General features: G+C 61.9%; 9 protein-coding genes. 6 read left to right on the top strand and 3 right to left on the bottom strand.

What is annotated here, in order from left to right:
• Nucleotides 1–3 precede the first annotated feature (3 nt).
• The 6 genes from QCD60_RS14520 to QCD60_RS14495 all read left to right on the top strand — a co-directional run bounded on the left by QCD60_RS14520 (nucleotide 4) and on the right by QCD60_RS14495 (nucleotide 4,686).
• Nucleotides 4–630 carry a hypothetical protein gene (locus QCD60_RS14520; protein WP_279786465.1) on the top strand — a complete coding sequence of 209 codons (627 nt, stop codon included), beginning with the start codon at nucleotides 4–6 and terminating at the stop codon, nucleotides 628–630.
• On the top strand, nucleotides 627–1,220 hold the full coding sequence (locus tag QCD60_RS14515) for a hypothetical protein (RefSeq protein ID WP_279786463.1): 594 nt from the start codon (nucleotides 627–629) through the stop codon (nucleotides 1,218–1,220). The genes QCD60_RS14520 and QCD60_RS14515 overlap by 4 nt, the downstream gene beginning before the upstream one ends.
• Before the next feature lie 86 nt (nucleotides 1,221–1,306).
• Nucleotides 1,307–1,930, top strand: a complete 624-nt coding sequence (locus QCD60_RS14510) for a hypothetical protein (protein WP_279786461.1) — start codon at nucleotides 1,307–1,309, stop codon at nucleotides 1,928–1,930.
• Between the two features lie 86 nt (nucleotides 1,931–2,016).
• Nucleotides 2,017–2,508, top strand: a complete 492-nt coding sequence (locus tag QCD60_RS14505) for a hypothetical protein (RefSeq protein ID WP_279786459.1) — start codon at nucleotides 2,017–2,019, stop codon at nucleotides 2,506–2,508.
• Nucleotides 2,509–2,596: 88 nt separating this feature from the next.
• On the top strand, nucleotides 2,597–3,205 hold the full coding sequence (locus QCD60_RS14500; RefSeq protein ID WP_279786456.1) for a hypothetical protein: 609 nt from the start codon (nucleotides 2,597–2,599) through the stop codon (nucleotides 3,203–3,205).
• A gap of 176 nt (nucleotides 3,206–3,381) precedes the next feature.
• Nucleotides 3,382–4,686, top strand: coding sequence for a PAS domain-containing methyl-accepting chemotaxis protein (locus QCD60_RS14495; RefSeq protein WP_279786454.1), 1,305 nt, complete (start codon nucleotides 3,382–3,384; stop codon nucleotides 4,684–4,686).
• A 98-nt stretch (nucleotides 4,687–4,784) separates the two neighbouring features.
• Here the strand turns inward: QCD60_RS14495 and QCD60_RS14490 are convergent, their stop codons facing one another.
• From QCD60_RS14490 to QCD60_RS14480, 3 genes are all read right to left on the bottom strand, one after another.
• A complete protein-coding gene (locus QCD60_RS14490; protein ID WP_279786452.1) occupies nucleotides 4,785–5,192 on the bottom strand; it encodes a hypothetical protein in 408 nt (135 codons plus the stop codon).
• Nucleotides 5,193–5,374: 182 nt separating this feature from the next.
• Nucleotides 5,375–11,968, bottom strand: a complete 6,594-nt coding sequence (locus tag QCD60_RS14485; RefSeq protein WP_279786450.1) for a non-ribosomal peptide synthetase — start codon at nucleotides 11,966–11,968, stop codon at nucleotides 5,375–5,377.
• Complete coding sequence (locus QCD60_RS14480; RefSeq protein WP_279786448.1) at nucleotides 11,968–22,080, bottom strand: non-ribosomal peptide synthetase; 10,113 nt, start codon at nucleotides 22,078–22,080, stop codon at nucleotides 11,968–11,970. The genes QCD60_RS14485 and QCD60_RS14480 overlap by 1 nt, the downstream gene beginning before the upstream one ends.
• Between the last annotated feature and the right edge of the window lie 76 nt (nucleotides 22,081–22,156).

Here is a 22,156-nt window from a genome sequence, read left to right as displayed (position 1 = left end):
TAGATGGCACGCATTCTCGAATACTTTGTCGGCGGAGGCGCGGATAAAGGGGATTTACTTTCAAAGGTGGTTGGATCGACCAATAACATAAGAGATGGAGCCCTTTATCATCGCAGTGTTGAGCTATCAACACCTGTGCAAACGGAATACGCTGGCCACGAAGATGAAGCACAGATATTGGTCAGCATCCAGAGCGCATTGAAGCGTGGAGATACGGTCAATCTGACGGGTCATAGCTGGGGTGGCGGTGCCGCTATTCGCATCGCCCAGAAACTTAAACAGCAGGGGCAAAGCGTCAATATTCTGATCACCCTTGACCCAGTTTCCCTGCTGCCCCTGACCAGCCCGGTGGGTGCCCGTATCTGGGTCAATGTGTACCAGCAACAAACATTGGTCGATGCTATCGCTACCGTACCCGTGGTGGGCAACGCCGTGGCTGGTATTGCCTCTGCCTTTAGCGCGCCTTTTGCCGACGATGCTTCTGATACCGTTGCAACACTTGGCGGTCAGCTGGGATACCAGAACAAAGCCAATATCAACAAGGAAACCTCACTGGGCCATTCCGACAGTCGTTCGATGTACAAGTTAGCCCTTGCTGCGCTACAAGCAAAAGGGGAGCGAAGCTATTGAAAACCTTATCAGCCCTTTTCTTAGGAATAACGTTAGGCGGTTGCGCAGAAAGTGTAAAAGTCACACCACTATCACTCACCCCTACAACGTTGGTCAGATATTCTGACTGTGGTGAGTATCGCGATGACTATTTAAGGCTCCACTTCCGCTTTGATTCACCCATGAGAACTTCAGATGGCTCATTCGCCGCTAAAGTACTCGTTGACGTGGATAAAACGAAACCTGAAGAGAATGCATATCCTATAGCCCAGATGCTCTATAAGAGCGGTGGTCAATACTTAAGCGACTTTAACGGCAAAACCTTTCAGGCAGGCGATGAAGCCGATGTACTTATGTTTGCCGACTATATTGCTGAGACATCGTATCAATACCTCCCACACGGAGAACCAAGGACAGGAATTAAATTGCTCAATGATCAATTTGATCAGATACGGGTACAAATACGACTAGCCAATATTATTGGCGGTGCCGACAGCAATACCATGACCTTTAGCCGTGATGAGGTCATAACAGCGTTAACCCATCAGCCTAAAACAGAAATCAGGGTGCCGCTTAGTCCTCTGGCAGAGTGTCCCAAAAGCTCGAATTAAAGCGCTACGGAGATAAAACACTGCTTCGGCCGTGTTTTATCTTTCTATTCTTTGCGAACTAAAAACAGCCATAGGATTACTGGCGCATGAACAGGGAAGTCACTTATTCCATGAAAGCTTTGCTTATGGCCTTCTTCGGAATAGCCCTAAACGGTTGTGCAGGAAGTGTAAAAGTCACACCACTATCAATCACCCCCGTCACTCTGGTTCGCTATGCAGACTGCGGTGAGTATCGGGAGGACTATCTGAGAGTCCATTTTCGTTTTGATTCAACGGTCAGACCTGTTGATGGATCTTTTGCCTCCTGGGCCTATCTGGATACTGACAAAAGTCAGCCCACCTCGTCTGAAGATTCAGGCAGCAGGCTGCTATATGAGCAGCAAGGGCAATTTGTTAGCCGCTATAACGGAAAAACATTCCAGCCCGGCGAAGAAGCGGATGCGCTGGTGTTTCAGGGACTGACTGCCAAAGTGCCTGATGAACATGACACCTTTGATCCCGAACATCCGAGGGAAGGTATTAACCTGCTCAGCGATAATTATGATCAGGTGCGTATTCAGATTCGCCTGACTAATATCGCCGAGAGAGCCGACAGCAATACCATGACCTTTAGCCGTGATGAGGTCATAACAGCGTTAACCCATCAGCCAAAAACAGAAATCAGGGGGCCCCTTAGCCCTCATGCTGAGTGTCCTGATGGTAAAAAATAGGGTAGTGCTTGCCGCCTCAATGGGTTTCAGCGGCAGTGCACTGGGCGGGCTGTTGCGCAAAGCAGGGAATATCGCGGTGGGCGTCTATGAAGAAATTGAATAGGCCCCCCGTGCCAGCCAGTGACCTGCCACTGGCGCCGCCCCATGGCTGGATCATCGCCCTGACGCCAGTGCTGATGGCCATCAGCCTGACCTTCCTGTTTGGCTCGATCTGGACAGCGTTGCAGCCACAGCTGGCAGATCATCTGCTGCTGCCTTCGCTGGGTATCGCAGCACTGCTCTGCTTCATCCTTCTGGTCCATTCCACTTTCATGCTGACTCGTGCCAGAAGCTGGTGTATTCCCACACTGACAGGCCTGGCCAGCCTCACTGTTGTGTTGTATCCCGTGACCATTATTTATCTCTTTCTGCACGATGCCCTGAATGCAGGAGGGATTGAGATAACGGGTTTGAGCGCTGCACTACTGGCGCTGGTGATCTACCGCTCACGCCGTATGCAGGCGTTTTACCAGTATTATCAGCGCGCATGGGAAATTCTCCGTCAGACCGGGAAAACAATAAGCGGGCCCGGTCATTAGGCTGATTTAAAAATCGTTGCAATAAAACACCACTGCTGTGGTGTTTTATTTTTTATATGCCAGCAAACAGCCAAAAGGATCCTTGGCTATGCGTAATTTCAGCCATATCAGTCGGGCTAAACGGGAATTACTGCTCAAACGCAGGATGCATCGCAGACGGCTGGCCAAACCTGTTTTTCAGTCTCCCATTACTGTGCTGACATCACTGGCAATGCTGAGCGTCTTTGCCAATACCTTTGTGCCGCATCACTTTAAACCCGGTGACATGGTCAACGACTACGCCCTGCCCGTCGTCATTACGGCACTGCTGGCCATATATATGCTGGGTTCCTGGATACTGGAGAAAGGCAACCGCGTGCTGTTTATCAGCAGCTCAGTAAAAATGCTGCTCGGGAGCTACCTGTTCCTGAAGCCGCTGGTGACCTATTCCATTCCGTCACTGATCAATATGCGGACAGGAATAACGCTAACCGTCGGTGACAGCGCGCAAAAGCACAAGGTGAGTTCGAAGTATTGCCACTATGAGCTGAACCCCGAATCACTGAAATCCGTCCATTTTCAGAACTGTATAGAATGGAAAACCTATGCGGCCCTGCCAGAGGGCGAGCTGGCGATTGATATGGAAATTGTATCGTCGGTGTGGGGTACAACACTGTCAGGCATAACACGCATAAACCATCAGCCATTCCCCCCTTAATGCCCGCTCAGCAGGCTGTTTCCGTCTGCCCCGGAGCCCGACACTATCCTGTATTACCTGCCTTGCGATCTGCTCCAATACGACTACGCTTCCTGTAATCATGCCAGTGGCATCTCCTGCCACCCTCCCGAATGTCAGGGCAGGCTGACGTCAGCTTTGTAGCGGAGCCATTTACCATGCTCAGTTTGTTTAGCAGTAAGGCAGGCAACCCGGCCATTCCGGCCGGCGTGTATCAGGCCGCCAGGGAAAACGCACACAAGTTTGCTGCTATCTGGCGCCATGTCGGCATGATCGAGTTCAGCCCTGACGGAACCATCCTCGATGCCAATGATCACTTCCTGAACGTCGTGAAATACCAGAAGCAGGATATTGTCGGCCGCCACCACAAACTGTTCTGTGACGAGGCCTTTGCCCGTTCTGAGACATACCGTCAGTTCTGGCAGACACTGGCCAGCGGTCAAAGCCAGCAGGGCACCTTCAGGCGACTGGATAAACACGGCCACAGCGTTTTTCTGGAAGCCACCTATTTCCCCGTTGCCGATGATGACGGCAAGATCTGCAAGGTGCTGAAGATTGCCAGCGATATCACCGCACAGCGGCGCCGGCTGGATGACAATGAGGCGATCCTTCAGGCACTGCACCGCTCGCTGGCGGTGATCGAATTTACCCCGGATGGCCAGATCACCAATATCAACGACAACTTCAGTGAGGTGATGGGCTGCCGCCGTGAGCAGGTGGTCAGCAAACATCACTCCATGTTCTGCTATCCCGACTTCTACAAGCAAAACCCCCACTTCTGGCAGCAGCTGGCGGCCGGTCAGGTATTCTCCGGGCGTTTTGAGCGTGTCAGCGCCAGCGGTCAGCGTGTCTGGCTGGAAGCCACCTATAACCCCATCCGCAATGAGCGGGGGGAGGTTTACAAGGTGATCAAGTTCGCCTCGGACATCACCGAACGGGTGAATAAGGCCGCCGAAGCGGTAGCGGCCGCCAGCCACACGGTGGAAGAAACCTCCTCTATCGCCCATACCGCCACCACCACCCTGAACGGTGCGGTCAGCACCTCGGCGCAGATCAGCACCATGGTCAGAGAAGCAGGCAGCATCGGCAAAGACCTGCAGCAACAGGCGGGGAATATTATTGCCATTGTCAGCACAATCCGCGGCATTGCTGATCAGACCAATCTGCTGGCCCTCAATGCCGCTATCGAAGCCGCACGCGCAGGAGATACCGGTCGCGGCTTTGCTGTCGTCGCCGACGAAGTGCGTAAACTGGCCAGCCGCACCGCGGAAGCGACCACCGAGATTGATCAGGTCGTCAGAACCAACGCCTCCCTGATCAATAACATCGACAGTGCGCTGCACAGCGTGTCAACCATGGCCAGTGAAGGCGAAGCGCGAATGCAGGACATCTTCGGCAGCATCAACGAGCTGCTGCAGGGCATCAATGCGCTGAACAACGTGGTGCAGCGCCTCAAACCCTGATCACGGTAACAGCCGGCACAGTATGCAAAAGGGCCGTGCGCAGTGATGCAGCACGGCCCCTGAACAACAACGGGGGATAACGCCGGAGCAGCCCGAGTTTATTTGGACTCGATCCGAATACCTTTGGGCTCGGTCTTGTCGATATACAGCTCGTAGCCCTTGTCCTTGTTCAGCACCACGGTGCCGTTGTCTTCGACCCGCTCCACCTTGTAGCCGGCCTTTTCCATCTGCTGCCGGGCAAAGTCCAGTGCGCTGTCCGGGGTGCCTTCCTTAAAGATCAGCTTTTCTGTCACGCTGTCCTCATGGAAGCCGTATTCATAGCCGGAGAAACGGTCTTTGCCGACCATGGCTTCGATATTGACCACATCGGGGCCAGACAGAATCCAGTAAGCCAGGGTATCCGGCGTGGTTTCATAGTGCTCGCGGGAGCTGAGGCTGACAGCGTAAGCGCCAAACAAACCTAGCACCATGATCAGAATAATGTTGCCTAGTACAAAGGCCTTCATTGGGTTTTTCATTGATCTTTAAGACTCTGAACCTTGTAAGCAGGGCTGGATTTTATCGGCCCTCCCCCACGGATGAAACCTTGATGCACGGTTTCCACACGACAAAAGGCCGCACAACGGCGGCCATTTAAAAAAACATCTTTATAAACAACGCATTAAAACGGCTCCGTAGAGATGACTGTTCAATCCATAAAACTGTCCATCAAGGCCTCCAGCTCATCCAGCTTACCTGCAGTGAGGCCCTGCCCCTGCTGGTGGTCGATCGCCGCCGCCAGCTCTGCCAGCCGTGGCTGTTCGTACACCAGCCGTACCGGCAGCGACAGCTGATGCGCCTCGTTGATGCGGCTGATCAGGCTGACGGCCAGCAGTGAATGGCCACCGAGATCGAAGAAGTGATCCTGCCGCCCGACCTGTTCCCGCTGCAGCAAACTGCCCCACCACTGCGCCAGCTGCTGCTCCGTGACGGTGGCAGGCGGCTCATAGTGGCACTGCGCCTGCTCAGGCTGCGGCAGGGCTTTGCGGTCTACCTTGCCATTGGGAGTCAGCGGCAGTACGGGCAATAACGTCAGGGTGGCAGGCAGCATATAGTCAGGCAGCTGACTGGCCAGATACTGACGCAGCTCAGCCAGAGTCAGCACCGCCTCCACACTTGCGGCGTGAGGCTGGATATAGGCGGCGAGGAATGCCCCCTGCGCACCGTCACGCACGCTGACCACCGCCTGATGCACGGCGGGATGGCGCTCCAGCCGGCTTTCGATTTCCCCCAGCTCGATGCGGAACCCCCGTACCTTGACCTGATGATCGATACGGCCCAGATACTCAAGCTCACCGTCGGCCCAGCGCACCAGATCGCCAGTACGATACAGTCGCTCACCGCACTCACTGAACGGGCTGGCGACAAAGCGCTCAGCGGTCAGTGCCGGATGGCGGAAGTAGCCCCGTGCCAGCCCCTCGCCGCCGATCAGCAGCTCTCCGGCCACACCGTCCGGCACCAGCTGCCACTGCCGGTCGACCACATACAGCGATGTCGCCGCCAGCGGCTGACCCAGCGTGATGGAACCGGGCTGCACGGCAGACAGACTGGACCAGATAGTGGTCTCCGTCGGCCCGTACATATTCCATAGCTGCACACCCTGCGCCAGCAGGCTGTCGGCCAGCTCCTGCGGCAGTGCCTCACCGCCACAGAGGGCACGGAAGCCCGTGGGTGCCTGCCAGCCGCTGTCCAGCAGCAGGCGCCAGCTGGCCGGTGTAGCCTGCATCAGCGTGATCTGCTGCTGATCAATCAGCCGCGCCAGCTGACGGCCATCGCGTCGCTGTTCGGCATCGGCCAGCACCAGCGTGGCACCACAGATCAACGGCAGATACAGCTCCAGCGCCGCAATATCAAACGACAGCGAGGTGACCGCCAGCAGCCGGTCGCGAGCATTCAGCCCCGGCTGAGCCGCCATGCTGTGGAGGAAGTTACCGAGCGCGCCGTGGCGCACCATCACCCCCTTGGGTAAGCCGGTGGAGCCGGAGGTGTAGATCACATAGGCCAGCTGACCGGGGTGAATAGCCACGGCCGGATCCGTGCCGGGCTGGTCGGCCAGCGGCAGCTGATCCAGCGCCAGCGCCTGTACCCCGGCAGGCAGAAAATCGACCTGCGCCAGTAACGCCGACTGGCTCAGCAGCCAGCGCATACCGCTGTGCTCTGCCATATAGCGCAGGCGCTCGGCGGGGTATTCCGGGTCGAGCGGCACATAGGTGGCTCCGGCCTTCAGCACCGCCAGCACGCTGATCAGCATCTCCGGGCCGCGCGCGCAGGCCACACCAATGGCCTGCTCCGGTCCAACACCGGCATGCAGCAGAGCGTGTGCCAGCTGACTGGCGCGGCGATTCAGTTCGGCATAGCTCAGCGACTGCTGGCCAGAGACCAGCGCGATTCGCTCCGGCTGCTGCCGTGCCTGCGCCTCAAACAGTCGGTGGATCAGCCCCTGCTCAGCACAGTCCGCCAGTGGCTGCTGGTCATTACGGCCACGCTGCTGCCATGCCTGCTGCTGCGCCGGTGTCAGTAACTGCAGGGTAGCCAGCGGCAGACGGGCCTGCTGCGGCCGGGTCATCTGCACCAGCAGGCTCTGCCAGTGCTGGCCCAGCTGCTCAATCTGTGCCGCAGTGAAGCAGTCCAGACGGTAACGCCAGTCAAAGGTCAGCCCCTCACCGGTATAGACCGTCAGGGTCAGCGGATAGTGGGTCTGCTCGTGGCTGGCCACCTTCTGCATGCGTAAGGCACCGCTGGCTGAGGGCAGCACAATATCCCGCAGTGCGTGGTCAACCGGGTAGTTCTCCACCACCAGCAGGGTATCGAACAGGGCCTGATTGCCGCTGCTGGCCGCCAGCCGCTGCAGCTGGGCCAGCGGGATATGCTGATGTTCACGCAGCCGCAGTTGTTGTTGCTGCAGCTCCTGCAACCAGTCGCCCAGCAGCTGCGCCGGTGCCGGGGTCGCCACTACCGGCAGGGTATTGATAAACAGGCCGAGCACCTGATCGATGCCGTTCACTTCCACCGGCCGCCCTGCCACGGTCGCCCCCATACACACCGTCGCCTGTCCGCTGTAGCGCTGCAACAGCAACAGCCATGCGCCCTGCAACAGGGTGTTGAGGGTCATGTGCTGAGCACGGGCATACTGCTGCCAGTGCGCGGTCTGGGCCGGAGTCAGTTGCCACTGGTGCTGACCATAACCGTCTGCTGCCACCGGTCGCGGCAGGCAGTTGGCCAGATAGGTCGGCTCGCTCAGCGGCTGCAGCGCCTGCTGCCACTGATCGAGGCTGGCATCGTTATCCTGCCGCTGCAGCCAGCCGATATAGTCGCGGAAACGGGCGGGCGGCAGTGGCAACGCCTCACCGTGATACAGACGCAGCACCTCAGCCAGCAGCTGCGCCGTGCTCCAGCCATCCAGCAGCAGGTGGTGGACCGTCCAGATCAGCTCATAGCGGTGCGCTGCCGTCGCCACCAGACACAGGCGCATCAGCGGTGGCTGCTGCAAGTCGAAGGGCCGGGCCAGTTCGTCACCGGCAATGACATCTGCATCGCCTTCGCTCAGGCGCAACGGCAGCTCCACCGCCGCCGCCAGCCATTGCAGTGGCTGCTGTTCATGCTCGATAAAGCCGCTGCGCAGTGCGCCATGACGGGCCACCACCTGTTGCCAGGCAAAGCGGAAACGGTCCAGATCGAAGCCTTCCCCCGTGATCGCCACCCGCAGCTGGTTGACGTAGGCCCCACTGTCATCAAAGCGGCTGTGGAACAGCATGCCCTGCTGCATGGGTGACAGCGGATAGACATCTTCCAGCGGATAGCGTGCGGCCACCGCCGTGCGCACTTCCTCACTCAGCAGTTCCTGCATCGTCAGCGGCTGTGCCGTCGGCTGCAGCGGTTCCACTACGCTGGCCAGCGCCTGCAGGGTCTGGTGTTCAAACAGCTGCCGTGGCACCAGTTTCCAGCCCTGCTGGCGGGCACGGGAGACAATTTGCAGGCTGAGAATGGAGTCGCCGCCGAGGGCGAAGAAGTTATCCTGCCGCCCGACCTGATCACGCTGCAGCACCTGCTGCCAGATAGTCGCCAGCTGCTGCTCCATATCCCCCTGCGGCGGCTGATAGCCCTGCGCTGCGGCAGGGTCAACCTCGGCCCTCGCCGCCAGTGCCTTACGATCCACCTTGCCATTGGGCGTCAGCGGCAGCTGCGACAACAGCGTCAGGGTGGCAGGCAACATGTAATCGGGCAGATGCTGGCTGAGATAGTGACGCAGCTCCGCCAGCTCCAGCGTGTGCTGCGCTTCCACACAGGCCGCCAGATAGCCGCCACGCGGGTTGTCGCGCACCAGCACCACGCCCTGACGTACCGCCGGATGACGGTTGAGGTGCGCTTCGATCTCGCCCAGCTCAATGCGGAAACCGCGCACCTTGACCTGACTGTCGATGCGCCCCAGATATTCCAGCCGCCCGTCATGGCACCAGCGCACCAGATCACCGGTGCGGTACAGGCGCTGGCCCTGCCCACGGAAAGGGTCCGGCAGGAAACGTTCTGCGGTCAGTGCCGCGCGGCCAAAATAGCCACGCGCCAGCGCATCGCCGCCAATCAGCAGCTCTCCGGCAATACCGGCAGGCAGCAGGTTCAGTTCAGCATCCACCACCCGCAGATCCGTCGCCGCCAGTGGCTGGCCAAGATGGATGCTGTCCAGCCCGACACGGGCGCAGGCTGACCAGATGGTGGTTTCGGTCGGCCCGTACATATTCCAAAGCTCAATGCCCTGCTGCAGCAGGCTGTCGGCCAGATCGCGGGGCAGTGCCTCGCCGCCGCAAAGCGCACGAAAACCGCGTGGCGCACGCCAGTGCTGGTCCAGCAACAATCTCCAGCTGGCCGGGGTAGCCTGCATCACGCTGATACCTTCCTGCTGCAGTAATGCCACCAGCGCGGTGCCATCCTGTCGCTGTGCCTGACTGGCCAGCACCACGGTGCCGCCGCAGATCAGCGGCAGATACAGCTCCAGCGCGGCAATATCGAATGACAGCGACGTCACCGCCAGCAGTCGTTCGCCCGCCTCAAAACCGGGCTGCTGCGCCATGCTCAGCAGGAAGTTGCTCAGCGCCTGCTGGCGTACCATCACCCCTTTGGGCAGGCCGGTGGAGCCGGAGGTATAGATCATATAGGCCAGCTGTTCTGCATGGACCGGCAGCGCCAGCCGCTGTGCGCTGTAGCAGTGCAGGTCGAGCTGATCCAGCAGCAGTGCCTGTTCTGGCTGCAGCGGCAGCTGATCCAGCAGCGAGGACTGGCTCAGTACCGTCGCCACCCCGCTCTGCTCCACCATGTACGCCAGCCGCTCACGGGGATAGTCCGGGTCCAGCGGAATATAGGCGGCACCGCACTTGAGCACGGCCAGCACGGCGGTCAGCAGATCGACCTGCCGGTCGAGAGCGACACCGACCCGGCTTTCGCTGCCGATACCCCGGGCCTGCAGGGCATGGGCAAGCTGATTGGCACGCTGATCCAGCTGACGATAGCTCAGCCGCTGCCAATGCGCGGAGCCGTCACCTGACATCGCCGCTCCACTCAGCGCCGCTCCACTCAGCGCCAACGGTGTTTCAGTGCTGAGCGCCACCAGTGCTTCAGCGTCAGGAGTGCGATCTGCCTGTGCCTCAAACAGTTCGATCAGGGTCAGCAACGCCTGCACCTCAGGGTCACGGCAACCCTGTTGCTGCCACGCCGCCGGGGTCGCCAGCGCCAGCTGTTGCAGCGGCAACGCCTGCTGCTGTTCATCCACCAGCGTATGCAGCAACTGCAGATAGTGCTCCGCCAGCCGGACAATGGTGGCCTCTTCAAACAGCTCGGCGGCATAGCTGAACGTCAGCTGCATCTCGCCGTGGTTATCCTGCAAAGCGCTGCGGCTGTCCTGACAGGTCAGGCTCAGCTCGAACTGGGCCGCATTCTTGTGGCTGGCCAGCGGCGTGATGGTCACACCGGGCAGGCTCAGGGCAGCAGCCGCCGGTTGATGCAGATAGTTGAACAGACTCTGGAACAGCGGCGGATGGCTAAGGCTGCGCTCCACTTCCAGACCATCGACCAGCATGTCGAAGGGAATATCCTGATAGTTCTGTGCCTGCTGCACCTGCTGTCGCAGCTGCTCAGTCAGCTCCGCCACCGTCATCCCCTCACTGAAATGCAGTGGCAGCACCTGCGTATTGACGAAGAAGCCCACCAGCCCCTGAGTTTCACCGCGCTGGCGGTTGGCCACCGGCACCCCGACCCGAATCTGCGTCTGCCCGCTGTAACGCTGGAGCAGCCAGTGCCAGGCCGCCAGCAGCGGCACAAACAGGGTCATGCCCTGCTGCTGCCGGGCCTGCTGCCAGTGCTGCAGTGCCTGGCGCAGCGGTGCAGGAATGCTGAGCACATAGTCGGCGCCCTGATATTCGGCCTCGCTGCGCCGGGGATGATCCACCGGCAAGGCCAGCAGCGGATGCGGTGCTGGCAGCTGCTGACGCCAGTACGCCAGCTGCCGGGTCTGCTCACCGGCTTCCAGCCAGTTGCGCTGCCACAGGGCGTAGTCGGCATAGTCGATGGGCAAGGGCGGCAACGGGCTGTCGGGTTGCGCATACAACCGGGTGAATTCTTCCATCAGAATCTGCAGCGACCAGCCATCGGCGATGCTGTGATGTAACACCAGCAGCAGCTGATGTTCCGTTGCACTCAGGCGCAGCAGAGCGACACGCAGCAACGGGCCGTGCTGCAGATCGAAAGGTGTACTGATCAGCTGTTGTTGCAGGCGCTGGCGCTGTGACGTTCTTTGCTCCGCGGCCAGCAGGCTCAAGTCCTCATAGCGCCACCACTGCTGGCGCGGCCAGTCGGGCTGCTGGTACTGCCGCAGCTGACCGTCGTCGTCTTCAGCAAACACCGTACGCAGGGCGCCGTGACGCAGGATCAGGCTATGGAATACCGCCGCAATGCGCTCGGCCTGCACCCCGTCAGGCCCCTCGGCCTGCAACTGTACCCCGCCATGAATATGGTAAGCGGCGCTGTCGGGCTGCCACTGCCACAGGAACCACTGCCGCTGCTGGGCGTAGGAAGGCAACACCCCCTGCGTCCAGTCATGGGGCTGGGCAATGATGGGCAGACGGGCAAAATCCAGCCCCTGTTTAGCCAGCGCCTGCAGAAACTGGGCGCGCTTGTCCGCAGGCAGAGCCGCAAAGCGACGGGCGATCAGCTGGCTGTCAGGCAGTGCGGCTGCAGCGGCATGTTGGGCATTCATCAGTCGTTCTCCAGGGCATCCAGCAGGGCACTCATGGCGTCCAGCTCGTCATGCTGTTGTTGCGGCTGCTGCTCAGCCAGACGGTCAAGCTCGGCGGCCAGTGCGGCCAGTTCGCCGAGCTGATACAGCGACTGCAGGCTGATCTCCAGCCCCAGCTGCTGACGGATACGGCTTTGCACCTGAATCAGCGCCAGCGAATGGCCACCCAGCGCAAAAAACTGGTCATGACGGCCAATCTGCGGTTGCTGCAGCACCTCGCGCCAGATCTGCGCCAGTGCTATTTCACTGGCACTCTGTGGCGGTTCGGCACGGGCCGTGCTGAGCTGAGGTGCAGGCAGGGCACGGCGGTCCACCTTGCCGTTGGCATTGAGCGGCAGGCGCGGCAGCGTTACCCAGGCGGTGGGCAGCATATAGTCCGGCAGCTGAGCGGCCAGGGCGCTGCGCAGCTGTTCGCTGTCGAGCTGGCTGCCACTCCAGTACGCCACCAGCTGCACACCGGCGCCGCTGTCACGGGCACAGACCACCGCTTCGCGTACACCGGCCACGGCACGCAGGCGGGCTTCGATCTCACCCAGCTCGATCCGCTGACCACGCAGCTTGAGCTGATGATCCAGCCGCCCGAGGTAGTCGAGTACGCCATCTTCACGCCAGCGCACCAGATCACCCGTGCGGTACAGCCGCCCACCTACAGAGAAAGGATCGGGGATAAAACGCTCGGCACTAAGATCGGCCCGGCCGATATAGCCACGGGCCAGCCCCACGCCGCCGAGATACAGCTCACCGGGCACGCCCGGCGGCAGCGGATTGAGATCGGCATCCAGCACCCAGCAACTGACGTTGGCGATAGGCGCACCGATGGGCACCTGAGTGCGGCCCGGCTCGTCGCGGCACTGCCAGGCAGTGACATCAATGGCGGCCTCGGTCGGGCCATAGAGGTTATGCAGCTCCAGCTGCGGCAGCAGGTTCAGCAGCTGCTGCTGGGTCGACAGCGCCAGTGCCTCGCCACTGCAGATCAGCCGTCGCAGGCGGCTGCAGTCGGCGGCCAGCTCAGCAGGCTGGTCGTGCTGCTGAGCAAGGAAGGCATCCAGCATCGAGGGGACGAAATGCAGGGTAGTCACGCCCTGCTCACGGATCAGCTGGCGTAACCGCGCCGGATCAGCCTGCACCCCGGGTTCAGCCAGCAACAGCCGGGCTCCGCTCAGCAGCGGCCAGAAGAATTCCCACACTGACACATCGAAGCTGTACGGGGTTTTCTGCAGCACCACATCATCGGCCTGCAGGGCGTAACGCTGCTGCATCCAGAACAGCCGGTTGAACAGCGCACCGTGCTGGTTGCCCACTCCCTTGGGCGTGCCGGTGGAACCGGAGGTGAAAATCACATAGGCCAGCTGTTGCGGCTGTACCGGCAGGTCGGGGTTAAAGACCGGCATGGCACTGACATCGGCCTGCTGCAGATCAAGACACATTACCGCAGCGCCTGAGTGCTGCTGCAGTGCCTGCGCCTGTGGCACAAAGGCCGTCAGGCTGAGGACCAGCCGCACGCCGCTCTGCGCCACCATCGACTGCAACCGTTCCGCCGGATAGGCCGGGTCCAGCGGCACGTAAGCGGCCCCGGCCTTCTGCACGGCCAGCAGAGCCAGCACCATTTCCAGCGAACGCTCAGCCATCACCCCGACACAGTCATCAGGCTGCACCCCCGCCGCCAGCAGGGCATGGGCCAGACGGTTGGCGCGCTGGTTCAGCTCGGCATAACTGAGCGACCGATAGCCGCTCTCCGCCTCGCCGCAGACCAGTGTCAGCGCCTCGCGCTGCGGATGCTGCGCCGCCTGCTGCTCAAACAGCTGGAATACCGGCCGCGCAGCGGGATAGTCCGCTGGCGCCAGTGCCAGCCTGTCGCGCGGCTGGGTGCTGATGTGCTGCACCTGCTGTCGCTCTGCGGCGGGCAGCAGTTCGATCTGCGCCAGTGGCCGCGCTGGCTGCTGCAACTCATCCAGCAGTTGCAGCAGATGCTGGCCGATACGCTCCACCACATCAGGCCGGAACACGCCGGGCTGATAACTCAGCTCGCACAGCAATCCCTCCGGCTGCTGATGCACCACCAGCAGCAATGGATAGTTGGTCTGCTCGCGACGGCTGAGGTTGCTGATGGCCAGCTCACCGGCCAGCCGCTGCAATGCCTTGTCGACCGGGTAGTTTTCAAACACCAGCAGGGTATCGAACAGCCCCTGACGGTTGTGCTCATGCTGCTGCCCCCATGCCGCCTGCAGATCAAACAGCGGCGTATGCTCATGTTCACGGGCGGCCAGATTGTGCTGTTGCAGCTGGCGCAGCCAGTCGCCGACCGGCTGCTCAGGGCGAATCTCAGCCAGCAGCGGCAGGGTATTGATAAACAGCCCGGGCATGGCTTCCACCCCGGCCAGTTCCGCCGGGCGCCCCGCCACCGTCACGCCGGTACACACCTGACGCTGGCCACAGTAACGCTGCAACAGCAGCAGCCATGCGCCTTGCAGCAGCGTATTCAGCGTCACCTGCTGGCTGCGGGCAAACTGCACCAGCGCCTCGGAGCGCGTCGCCGTGACCGGCACCGTCAGGGTGACAGGCGCCTGTTCATTGCCCGCGGCCGGGTTGCCGACCGCGCTGGCCAGATAGGCAGGCTGCTCCAGCACACTCAGCTGCTGCTGCCACCAGTCGAGGCTGAGGGTGCGATCCTGTGCCTGCAGCCAGCCGATATAGTCGCGGTAGCTGGCGGTTTCGGCAGGCTGATAGTCAGCGCCCTGCTGATAACGGCGCAGCACTTCGGCAAATAACAGCGAGGTGCTCCAGCCATCGGTGATCAGGTGATGCAGGGTGACGATCAGGTGATAGTCTCCGCTTACCTCGCGAGCCACCAGCGCCAGCTTAAGCAGCGGTGGCCGGGGTATATCGATACCCTGCTGCAGCTCCTCGGCAGCCAGCTGTGTCAGTGCCTGCTTACCCCAGCGCTGCTGTAATACGTTTAGCTGCTCGTAACGCAGCGGCAGCGGTAGCTGCTTTGCCACCCACTGCAGCGGCGTACCGTCCGGGCCCTGTACCACCGCCGAACGCAGCACCGGGTGCTGATCCACCGTGGCCTGCCAGGCGGCAATAAAGCGCTCAGCGTCCAGCCCCTGCAGATCAAAGCGAATCTGATTGAGATAGGCACTGCCGTCCGGCTGATACAGGCTGTGGAAGACCATGCCCTGCTGCATCGGCGACAGCGGATAGATATCCGCCAGATTGCCCAGCGGCTTGCCCTCCCGATGCACCGCCGCGGGCCAGTCGAGCTGCTGCAGTTGCGCGGTGGTCAGCCCGGCCAGGGTCAGATCCAGCGGGCCAGGCTGCTGAGCCTCCGCCACCAGTGCCAGCAGCGCCTGCTGCAGGACGGCGGCAAAGCCAGCCATCTGGTCTGCCGGATAGAGATCGGGCTGGTAGCGCAGGCTGAAACTGAACTGCCCGTCCACCACCTGAGCGTCAATGATCAGCCCATGGCTGGCTCGTGCCGCCGGATCACGGCTGTCACCGCTGCCTTCGCAGGCCAGCTGCCAGCCCGGCTCACCCTGCTCTGCGCCGGACTGGCCAAAATGGAACTGACCTAAATAGTTAAACAGCAGCGCTGCCTGTGGCAGTGCGGCGAGCGCCTGCTGCTGCTCTGCCGTTCCCAGCCAGCGCAGCAGGCCAAAGCCCAGCCCCTGTGCCGGGACGGCCTGTCGCTGCTGCTGCACTGTCCGAATACGCTGATGCCAGCTGGCATCGGCCCGCCCGTCATCACCAAGCAGCAACGGATAAATGGCGGTAAACCAGCCGACGCTGCGCGACAGATCAGGCACTGTCACTGCGGGCAGCGGCCAGTCGGCGGGCCACTCGCGGCCATGACTTTCCACTTCCACCAGCAGTGCCTGCCCCTGCCACTGCTGCCACGCACGGGCTACGGCAGCCAGCAGCAGATCATTGATCTGCGCGGCGAAATGACTGACGCAGCGGGTCAGCAGCTGACGGCTGCTGTGCTGATCAAGCGTCAGCTGCAAATGCCGCTGCCCGGCCAGCGTGGAGGCCACGGCGGCCGGCCTGAGCTGCTGGCTTGCAACACTGTCTGCCAGCTGCTGCCAGTAACGCAGCTCAGCCTGCAATGCTTCACCCGTCAGCTGTTGGTGCAGCAGGTCGGCGTACTGCCAGGGTGTGCTGGCCGCAGGCAAGGCAACGGTCTGGCCCTGTGCCAGCACTTGATAAGCTTGCTGTAAATCCTCCAGCAGGATGCGCCATGACACCCCGTCCACCAGCAGATGATGAATCACCAGCAACAGCCGCTGCTCACCCTCGGGCAGGTCAATCAACACCGCGCGCCATAGCGGCCCGTGCTGCAGATCGAGGCTGCGCTGGGCTTGATCACAGAGCGGGGTCAGCTCCTCACTGCTGCAGGCTTCGCGCTGCCACAGCAGACCCTGACTGGCACTGGCCAGCGGTGCCAGATGCTGCTGCCACTGACCGGCACGGTCCCGTTTGAAGCGCGTGGCCAGCACCGGGTGAAGGGTCACCAGCGCCACCAGTGCCTGTTGCAGCAGCTCGGCATCCAGCCCCTGCGCCGTGACGGGCCGCAGCAACAGCGCCTGATTCCAGTGCTGACGCTGACTGACAGGCAGGGTGAAAAAGCGTGCCTGTAACGGCAGCAATGGCAGGCTGTCCACCACAGGCTGACTGGCCACAGACTGACTGACTGCAGTGGCTGCCACCGCCGGTGCGCTCGCCTTACGGGCAAAGGGGCTGCCCCTGCCTGTCTTGCCGGCAAAGGGTGAAGCGGTGCGGGCAGGTGCAGCACCGGCCTCCGTCAGAGGCGCGAGCAGGGGCGCCAGCGTGGCAATATCACCACTGTCGAATAACTGTTTGGGTGTCAGTTTCCAGCCCGCCTTACGGCAGCGGGCAACAATCTGCAGACTGAGAATGGAGTCGCCACCGAGGGCAAAGAAATTATCCCGACGCCCGACGCGAGGCTGGTTCAGCACCTCGCCCCAGATCATCGCCAGCAGGCATTCCACCTCGCCCTGTGGCTGCTCAGCAGCGTCAGCGCTGGCGGCCGGGGCCACCGACGGTGCAGGTAACTGGCGGAAATAATTCAGCAGCCCCTGCCGGTCGACCTTGCCATTGGCGGTTAGCGGCAAGGCGGGTAACAACAGCAACTGCGACGGCAGCATATAGTCGGGCAGTATGGCGGCCAGTTGCGACAACAGCGCCGCAGGCTGCAGGGTACGGCCACGGTCTGCGACCACAAAGGCCAGCAGCTGGGTACGGCCTTCGTCCTGCAGGGCCAGTACTTCGGCCTGCCGGACACCGTCCAGGCTCATCAGCTGAGCCGCCACTTCAGCCAGCTCCAGCCGGTAACCACGCACCTTGACCTGATCATCCGCACGACCGAGGTAGTGCAGGCTGCCATCCTCCGTCAGCCGGGCACGATCACCACTGCGATAAAGGCGCTGGCCTGCATGCCAGGGGTCGGGAATAAAACGCTCGGCAGTCAGCGCCGGGCGCTGCAGATAACCGCGGGCGACGCCGGCACCGCCCAGATAGAGCTCTCCGGCACAGCCCAGCGGCAGGGGCTGCAGGTCGGCATCGAGGATACAGGCAAAGCAGCCTTGCAACGGGCTGCCGATGGCCGGCTCACTGCCGGGCGTCATGCCGGCAGGCAGAATGTGGGTCAGCACACCGACGGTGGTTTCGGTCGGGCCATAGTGATTCACCAGCTGACACTGTGGCGCCAGCGCGCGGACCTGCGCTGCCAGTGCCGCACTCAGGCTTTCGCCACCACTGATCAGGCTGTGGCGCGGCAGTAACTGTGCCGCGTCCTGCTCGGCAGCATGCAGCAAAGCCGCCAGATGACTGGGGACAATTTTCAGTACATCCGCCGGGTGACGCTGCAGGTACGCCAGCAGCGCATGGGTATCCGTCACCACCGGCTGTGGCGGCAGACTCAGCGTACGACCACTGCACAGGGCGCCAAACAGCACGGTGTGGCCCAGGTCGGCTGCCGGGGTGGACACCATCATCATGGTAGTGGCGTCATTCGGCAGTGCCAGCCGTGCCAGCACCGCCTGCACATAGTTGGCCAGCGCACCGTGGGTAATCACCACCCCCTTGGGCTGGCCGGTGGAGCCGGAGGTATAGATCACATAGGCCGCCTGCTGCGGGTGCAGTGTACCCCTGGTCAGCGCGGGCACATTGCCGGTGTCACCGCTCACCGTCAGGGCTAAACGCGGCACCGCAGCGGCCCAGTCAGCCTGCCCTGTATCTTCTTCTGTCTCTGCCACCAGTAGCAGCACCGCACCGCAGTCCTGCAGTTGATAAGCCAGACGCGCCGCCGGCAGCGCCGGATCAAGCGGCACCCACACCGCGCCCACCTGCAGGATCGCCAGCATGGCCATCACCGCCTGCGGTGAGCGCCCGGCCAGCACCGCAACCCGTTGCTCCGGCTGCACACCGTGCTGTAATAGTCGCTGACTGAGCACCGCCACCTGTTGCTGTACCCCGGCCAGCGACCAGCAGCATTCGCCATCAAGCAATACCGGGCGCCCGTCGTCTATCTGCGCCCAGGCCTGCTGCCAGCGCTCCGTCACGGGCACAAAGCCGCCCTCCTGCGGGGGTAATTCGCTGCCGGGCCCGGACTGCAGGCTCAGTGGTTCAGCCAGTTGCAGCTGCGCCAGTGGCTGGTCCTGACGGAGGGCAAGCTGTTCCAGCAGCGCCTCAAGCTGACGCCCCAGCAGGGCGATGGTCGCCGGGCGGAACAGGTCACTGGCATAGGTAAACGTCAGCTCAATACCATTGCGCTGCTGACAGATATCCAGACTGAGATCAAAGTGCACCAGCCCGGTGAAATGCTCCTGCAGGGCAAACTGGACACCGCCGAAGCCAGCGCGGGGCAGCGGCTGCTGTTCAGTCATTTTGATCTGGAATAACGGGTTGACCCCGGCCTGACGCTCCGGCGCCACCGCCTCGACCATCTGCTCAAAGCTGAGATCAAGATGCTGCTGCGCCTGTCGCAGCTCATCACTCACCTGTTGCAGCCAGCTGGCCACACACTGTCCGGGACGCGGCTGCTGCCGTACCACCGCCACATGGGTGAGATAGCCCACCAGTTCGGTACTGTGGGGGTAATGGCGCAAAGCACTGGGCACGCCAAGACGAATATCACACTGACCACTGAGACGACTGAGCAGCAAGGTAAAAGCGGCCTGCAGCAGCACAAATACCGAGCTCTGCTGCTGTCTGGCCAGCGCCTGCAGCGTCGCTGACAGCCCGGCAGGCAGCAGATGGTGATAGCGCAGCCCCTGTTCACTGCGCTGTGACGGAACGGAAAAGTCAGCGGCCAGTGGCCGTGCCGGTTGCGGTCCGGCCAGCCGCTGCTGCCAGTAAGCCGCCTGCCGCTGCGCCAGACTGCGGCCCTCGCTATCACACCCGGCCAGCTGTTGCTGCTGCCACTGCACCAGATCGGCGAACTGCACCGTCAGTGCGGGCTGGGCAGGCGTCTGGCCCTGTGCATAACACTGATAGGCCAGACCGAGATCGTTGAACAGCGCCTGCACCGAGGCGCCATCGGCAAGAATATGATGGATCACCAGCACCAGCTGATGGTGATCCTCGGCCAGCTGCAGCAGACCGGTACGCACCGCAGGCGCCTGATCCAGCGCCAGTGGCTGACGGCCCCATTGCTGCACCTGTGCGGCAGCGGCTGCGGTAACATCCGCCTGCCCCAGCAGCGACAGCCGTTGTGGCTGCCACAATGCTCTGACCTGTTCGTCTTCGAGGCTCAGCAGCTGTTGACGCAGCGGCCCCTGTTCTTCCCTAAACACCGAGCGCAACGGCTCATGGCGGCTGCACAGGTAACGCAGCGCCTGCTGCAGAGCAAAGCCATCCAGCACGCCCTGCAGGTCAATCACCCCGACCATGTTGTAGGCGGCACTGTCCGGGTCAAGTTTCCAGGTCAGCCACAGGCTCTGTTGCGCCGCCGAGGTGGGCAGTGGCTGCTGACGGTCGACCAGCGCTACGGGCTGCAGCGCCGGTTCGGCCTGCTGGCGCTGTTCGATCTGCGCCGCCATCTGATCCAGCCGGTGGAACTCGAAGACTTCACGGGCACTCAGCGATACCTGCCAGCGCTCGGCAATCTGGCTGCACAGGGCGACGGCTTTGAGGGAGTTGCCGCCGAGGGCGAAGAAGGAAGCATCGCGAGTCAGCAGCAAGGGACGGTGCTCATCGTCCTGCAGCACGTTTTCCCACAGCTGGGCCAGCGCCATCTCCACCTCTCCACGGGGGCTGATGCCGCCCTGCGTCTGCCCTTCACTGCGGCTCGGGCTGTCCGTGGTGACGCTATGGTTCAGGTGGCGCAGCTGCCCCTGCTGATAAATGGCGTAAGCATCAAGGCTGCTTTCCTGCCAGCCGTGACGACAGGCGGAACGCTGCAGTTTGCCGCTGGAGGTTTTCGGCAGCGCACCGGGCTGCAGCAACACGACCACGGCCAGCGGCTCCATCCAGATGCGACTGACCACTTCATCCAGCGCCTGTACCAGCGCACCGGGCGCGGTGAGCTTCTGCACGCTGCGGGAGACTTCCAGCGCCAGACCAATGCCTTCACGGCGCTGGCCGTGTTCATCAAGGGTGACGGCAAAGGCCGCCACCCGGCCCTTGCGTACCCAGTCCAGTTCGGCCTCAATGGCGGCTTCGATGTCCTGTGGATAAAGGTTCTGACCACGGACGATGATCAGATCCTTGCAGCGGCCAGAGATATACAGCTGCTGGTTGTGGATAAACCCCAGATCGCCGGTACGCAACCAGCGGCGCCCCTGCCAGTCGACAAAACTGGCGGCGGTCGCCTCGGCATTGCGCCAGTAGCCCTCGGCAACACTGGGGCCGCTGAACCAGATTTCGCCTACCTGATCCGGCTCGCGCTCAGCGAGGGTGGACGGGTCAACAATGGCCAGCTGGTGATCGGCCACCACGGTGCCGCAACTGACCTGCACACTGGCATTGACCTGCGTGGGCACTGCCTGCGCCTGCCCGCGGGCCAGCGCCTCTGTGGCAAAGGGCAACGTCAGCAGCCCCTGCCGGGCGGCCCGGGTGCTGACCATCAGGGTGGCTTCCGCCAGCCCGTAGCTGGGCATCAGGGACTGTGGGTTAAAACCGGTGCCGTCCAGATGGCTGACAAAATCCTGCAGTGTCGCCGCCCGCACCGGCTCAGCACCGGAGAACGCCACCCGCCAGTGGCTGAGGTCCAGCCCCTGCAGCTGGCTACGGCGCACCCGATCCACGCAAAGGCGATAGGCAAAATCCGGCCCGCCCGATACCGTACCGCGGTGTCTGGCCACGGCTTCCAGCCAGCGACTGGGGCGCTCAAGAAAGAATTTAGGTGACATCAGTACCAGCGGCCGGCCACTGAACACCGGCAGCAGCAACCCGCCAATCAGGCCCATGTCGTGATAGAGCGGCAGCCAGCTGACGAAGACGTCATCGTCCTGCACCTGCAGCTGGCGATACATCGCCACTTCATTGGCCAGCAGGTTGTCGTGGCTGACCATCACCCCTTTGGGCGCCGAGGTGGAGCCGGAGGTGTACTGCAAAAACGCCAGATCGCCCTGTTGTGGCTGCCAGTGCTGATAGCGCCCGGCCTGCTGCACATCGGCCTGATCGACCGCCACCACCTTGGCGGCGGACAGACGGACTCCTGCCTGCTGCAGCGTCGTTGCCACCTCGCTGCTGGTGAGAATCCATTTCGCTTCGGCGTCTTCGGCGATACCGCGCAAACGCTGCAGATGCTGCTCGCGTACCGACTCCGGCGGAAATACCGGCACCGCTACCACGCCGCTGTAAAGGCAGGCGAAAAAGGCGGTAACGTAATCCACCCCGGAATCCATCAGCAGCAAGGCCCGCTCGCCCACACCGCCACTGCGCTGTAACCGTGCCGCCAGCGCCTGCGCCCGCTGCTGCAGATCAAGATAGCTGTAGGTGGTATCACCGCGGGCATCCACGGTAATCAGCGCCGTGGCCTGAGGACGAATGTGGGCAAAATGACTCAGGCTCTCGGCCAGAGAAGCAGCAACAAAGGGGGTGGCAGACATGGTGGACTCTCGTTCAGGCAGGGCAGAAATGCCGGTCACAGGCACTCGGTCACAGGCAATGCAGTAGCAGGCGCCC

Origin of the sequence: Pokkaliibacter sp. MBI-7 (assembly GCF_029846635.1) — a bacterium.
Lineage (GTDB): Bacteria > Pseudomonadota > Gammaproteobacteria > Pseudomonadales > Balneatricaceae > Pokkaliibacter.
This window is presented reverse-complemented; position numbering and strand designations above follow the sequence as displayed.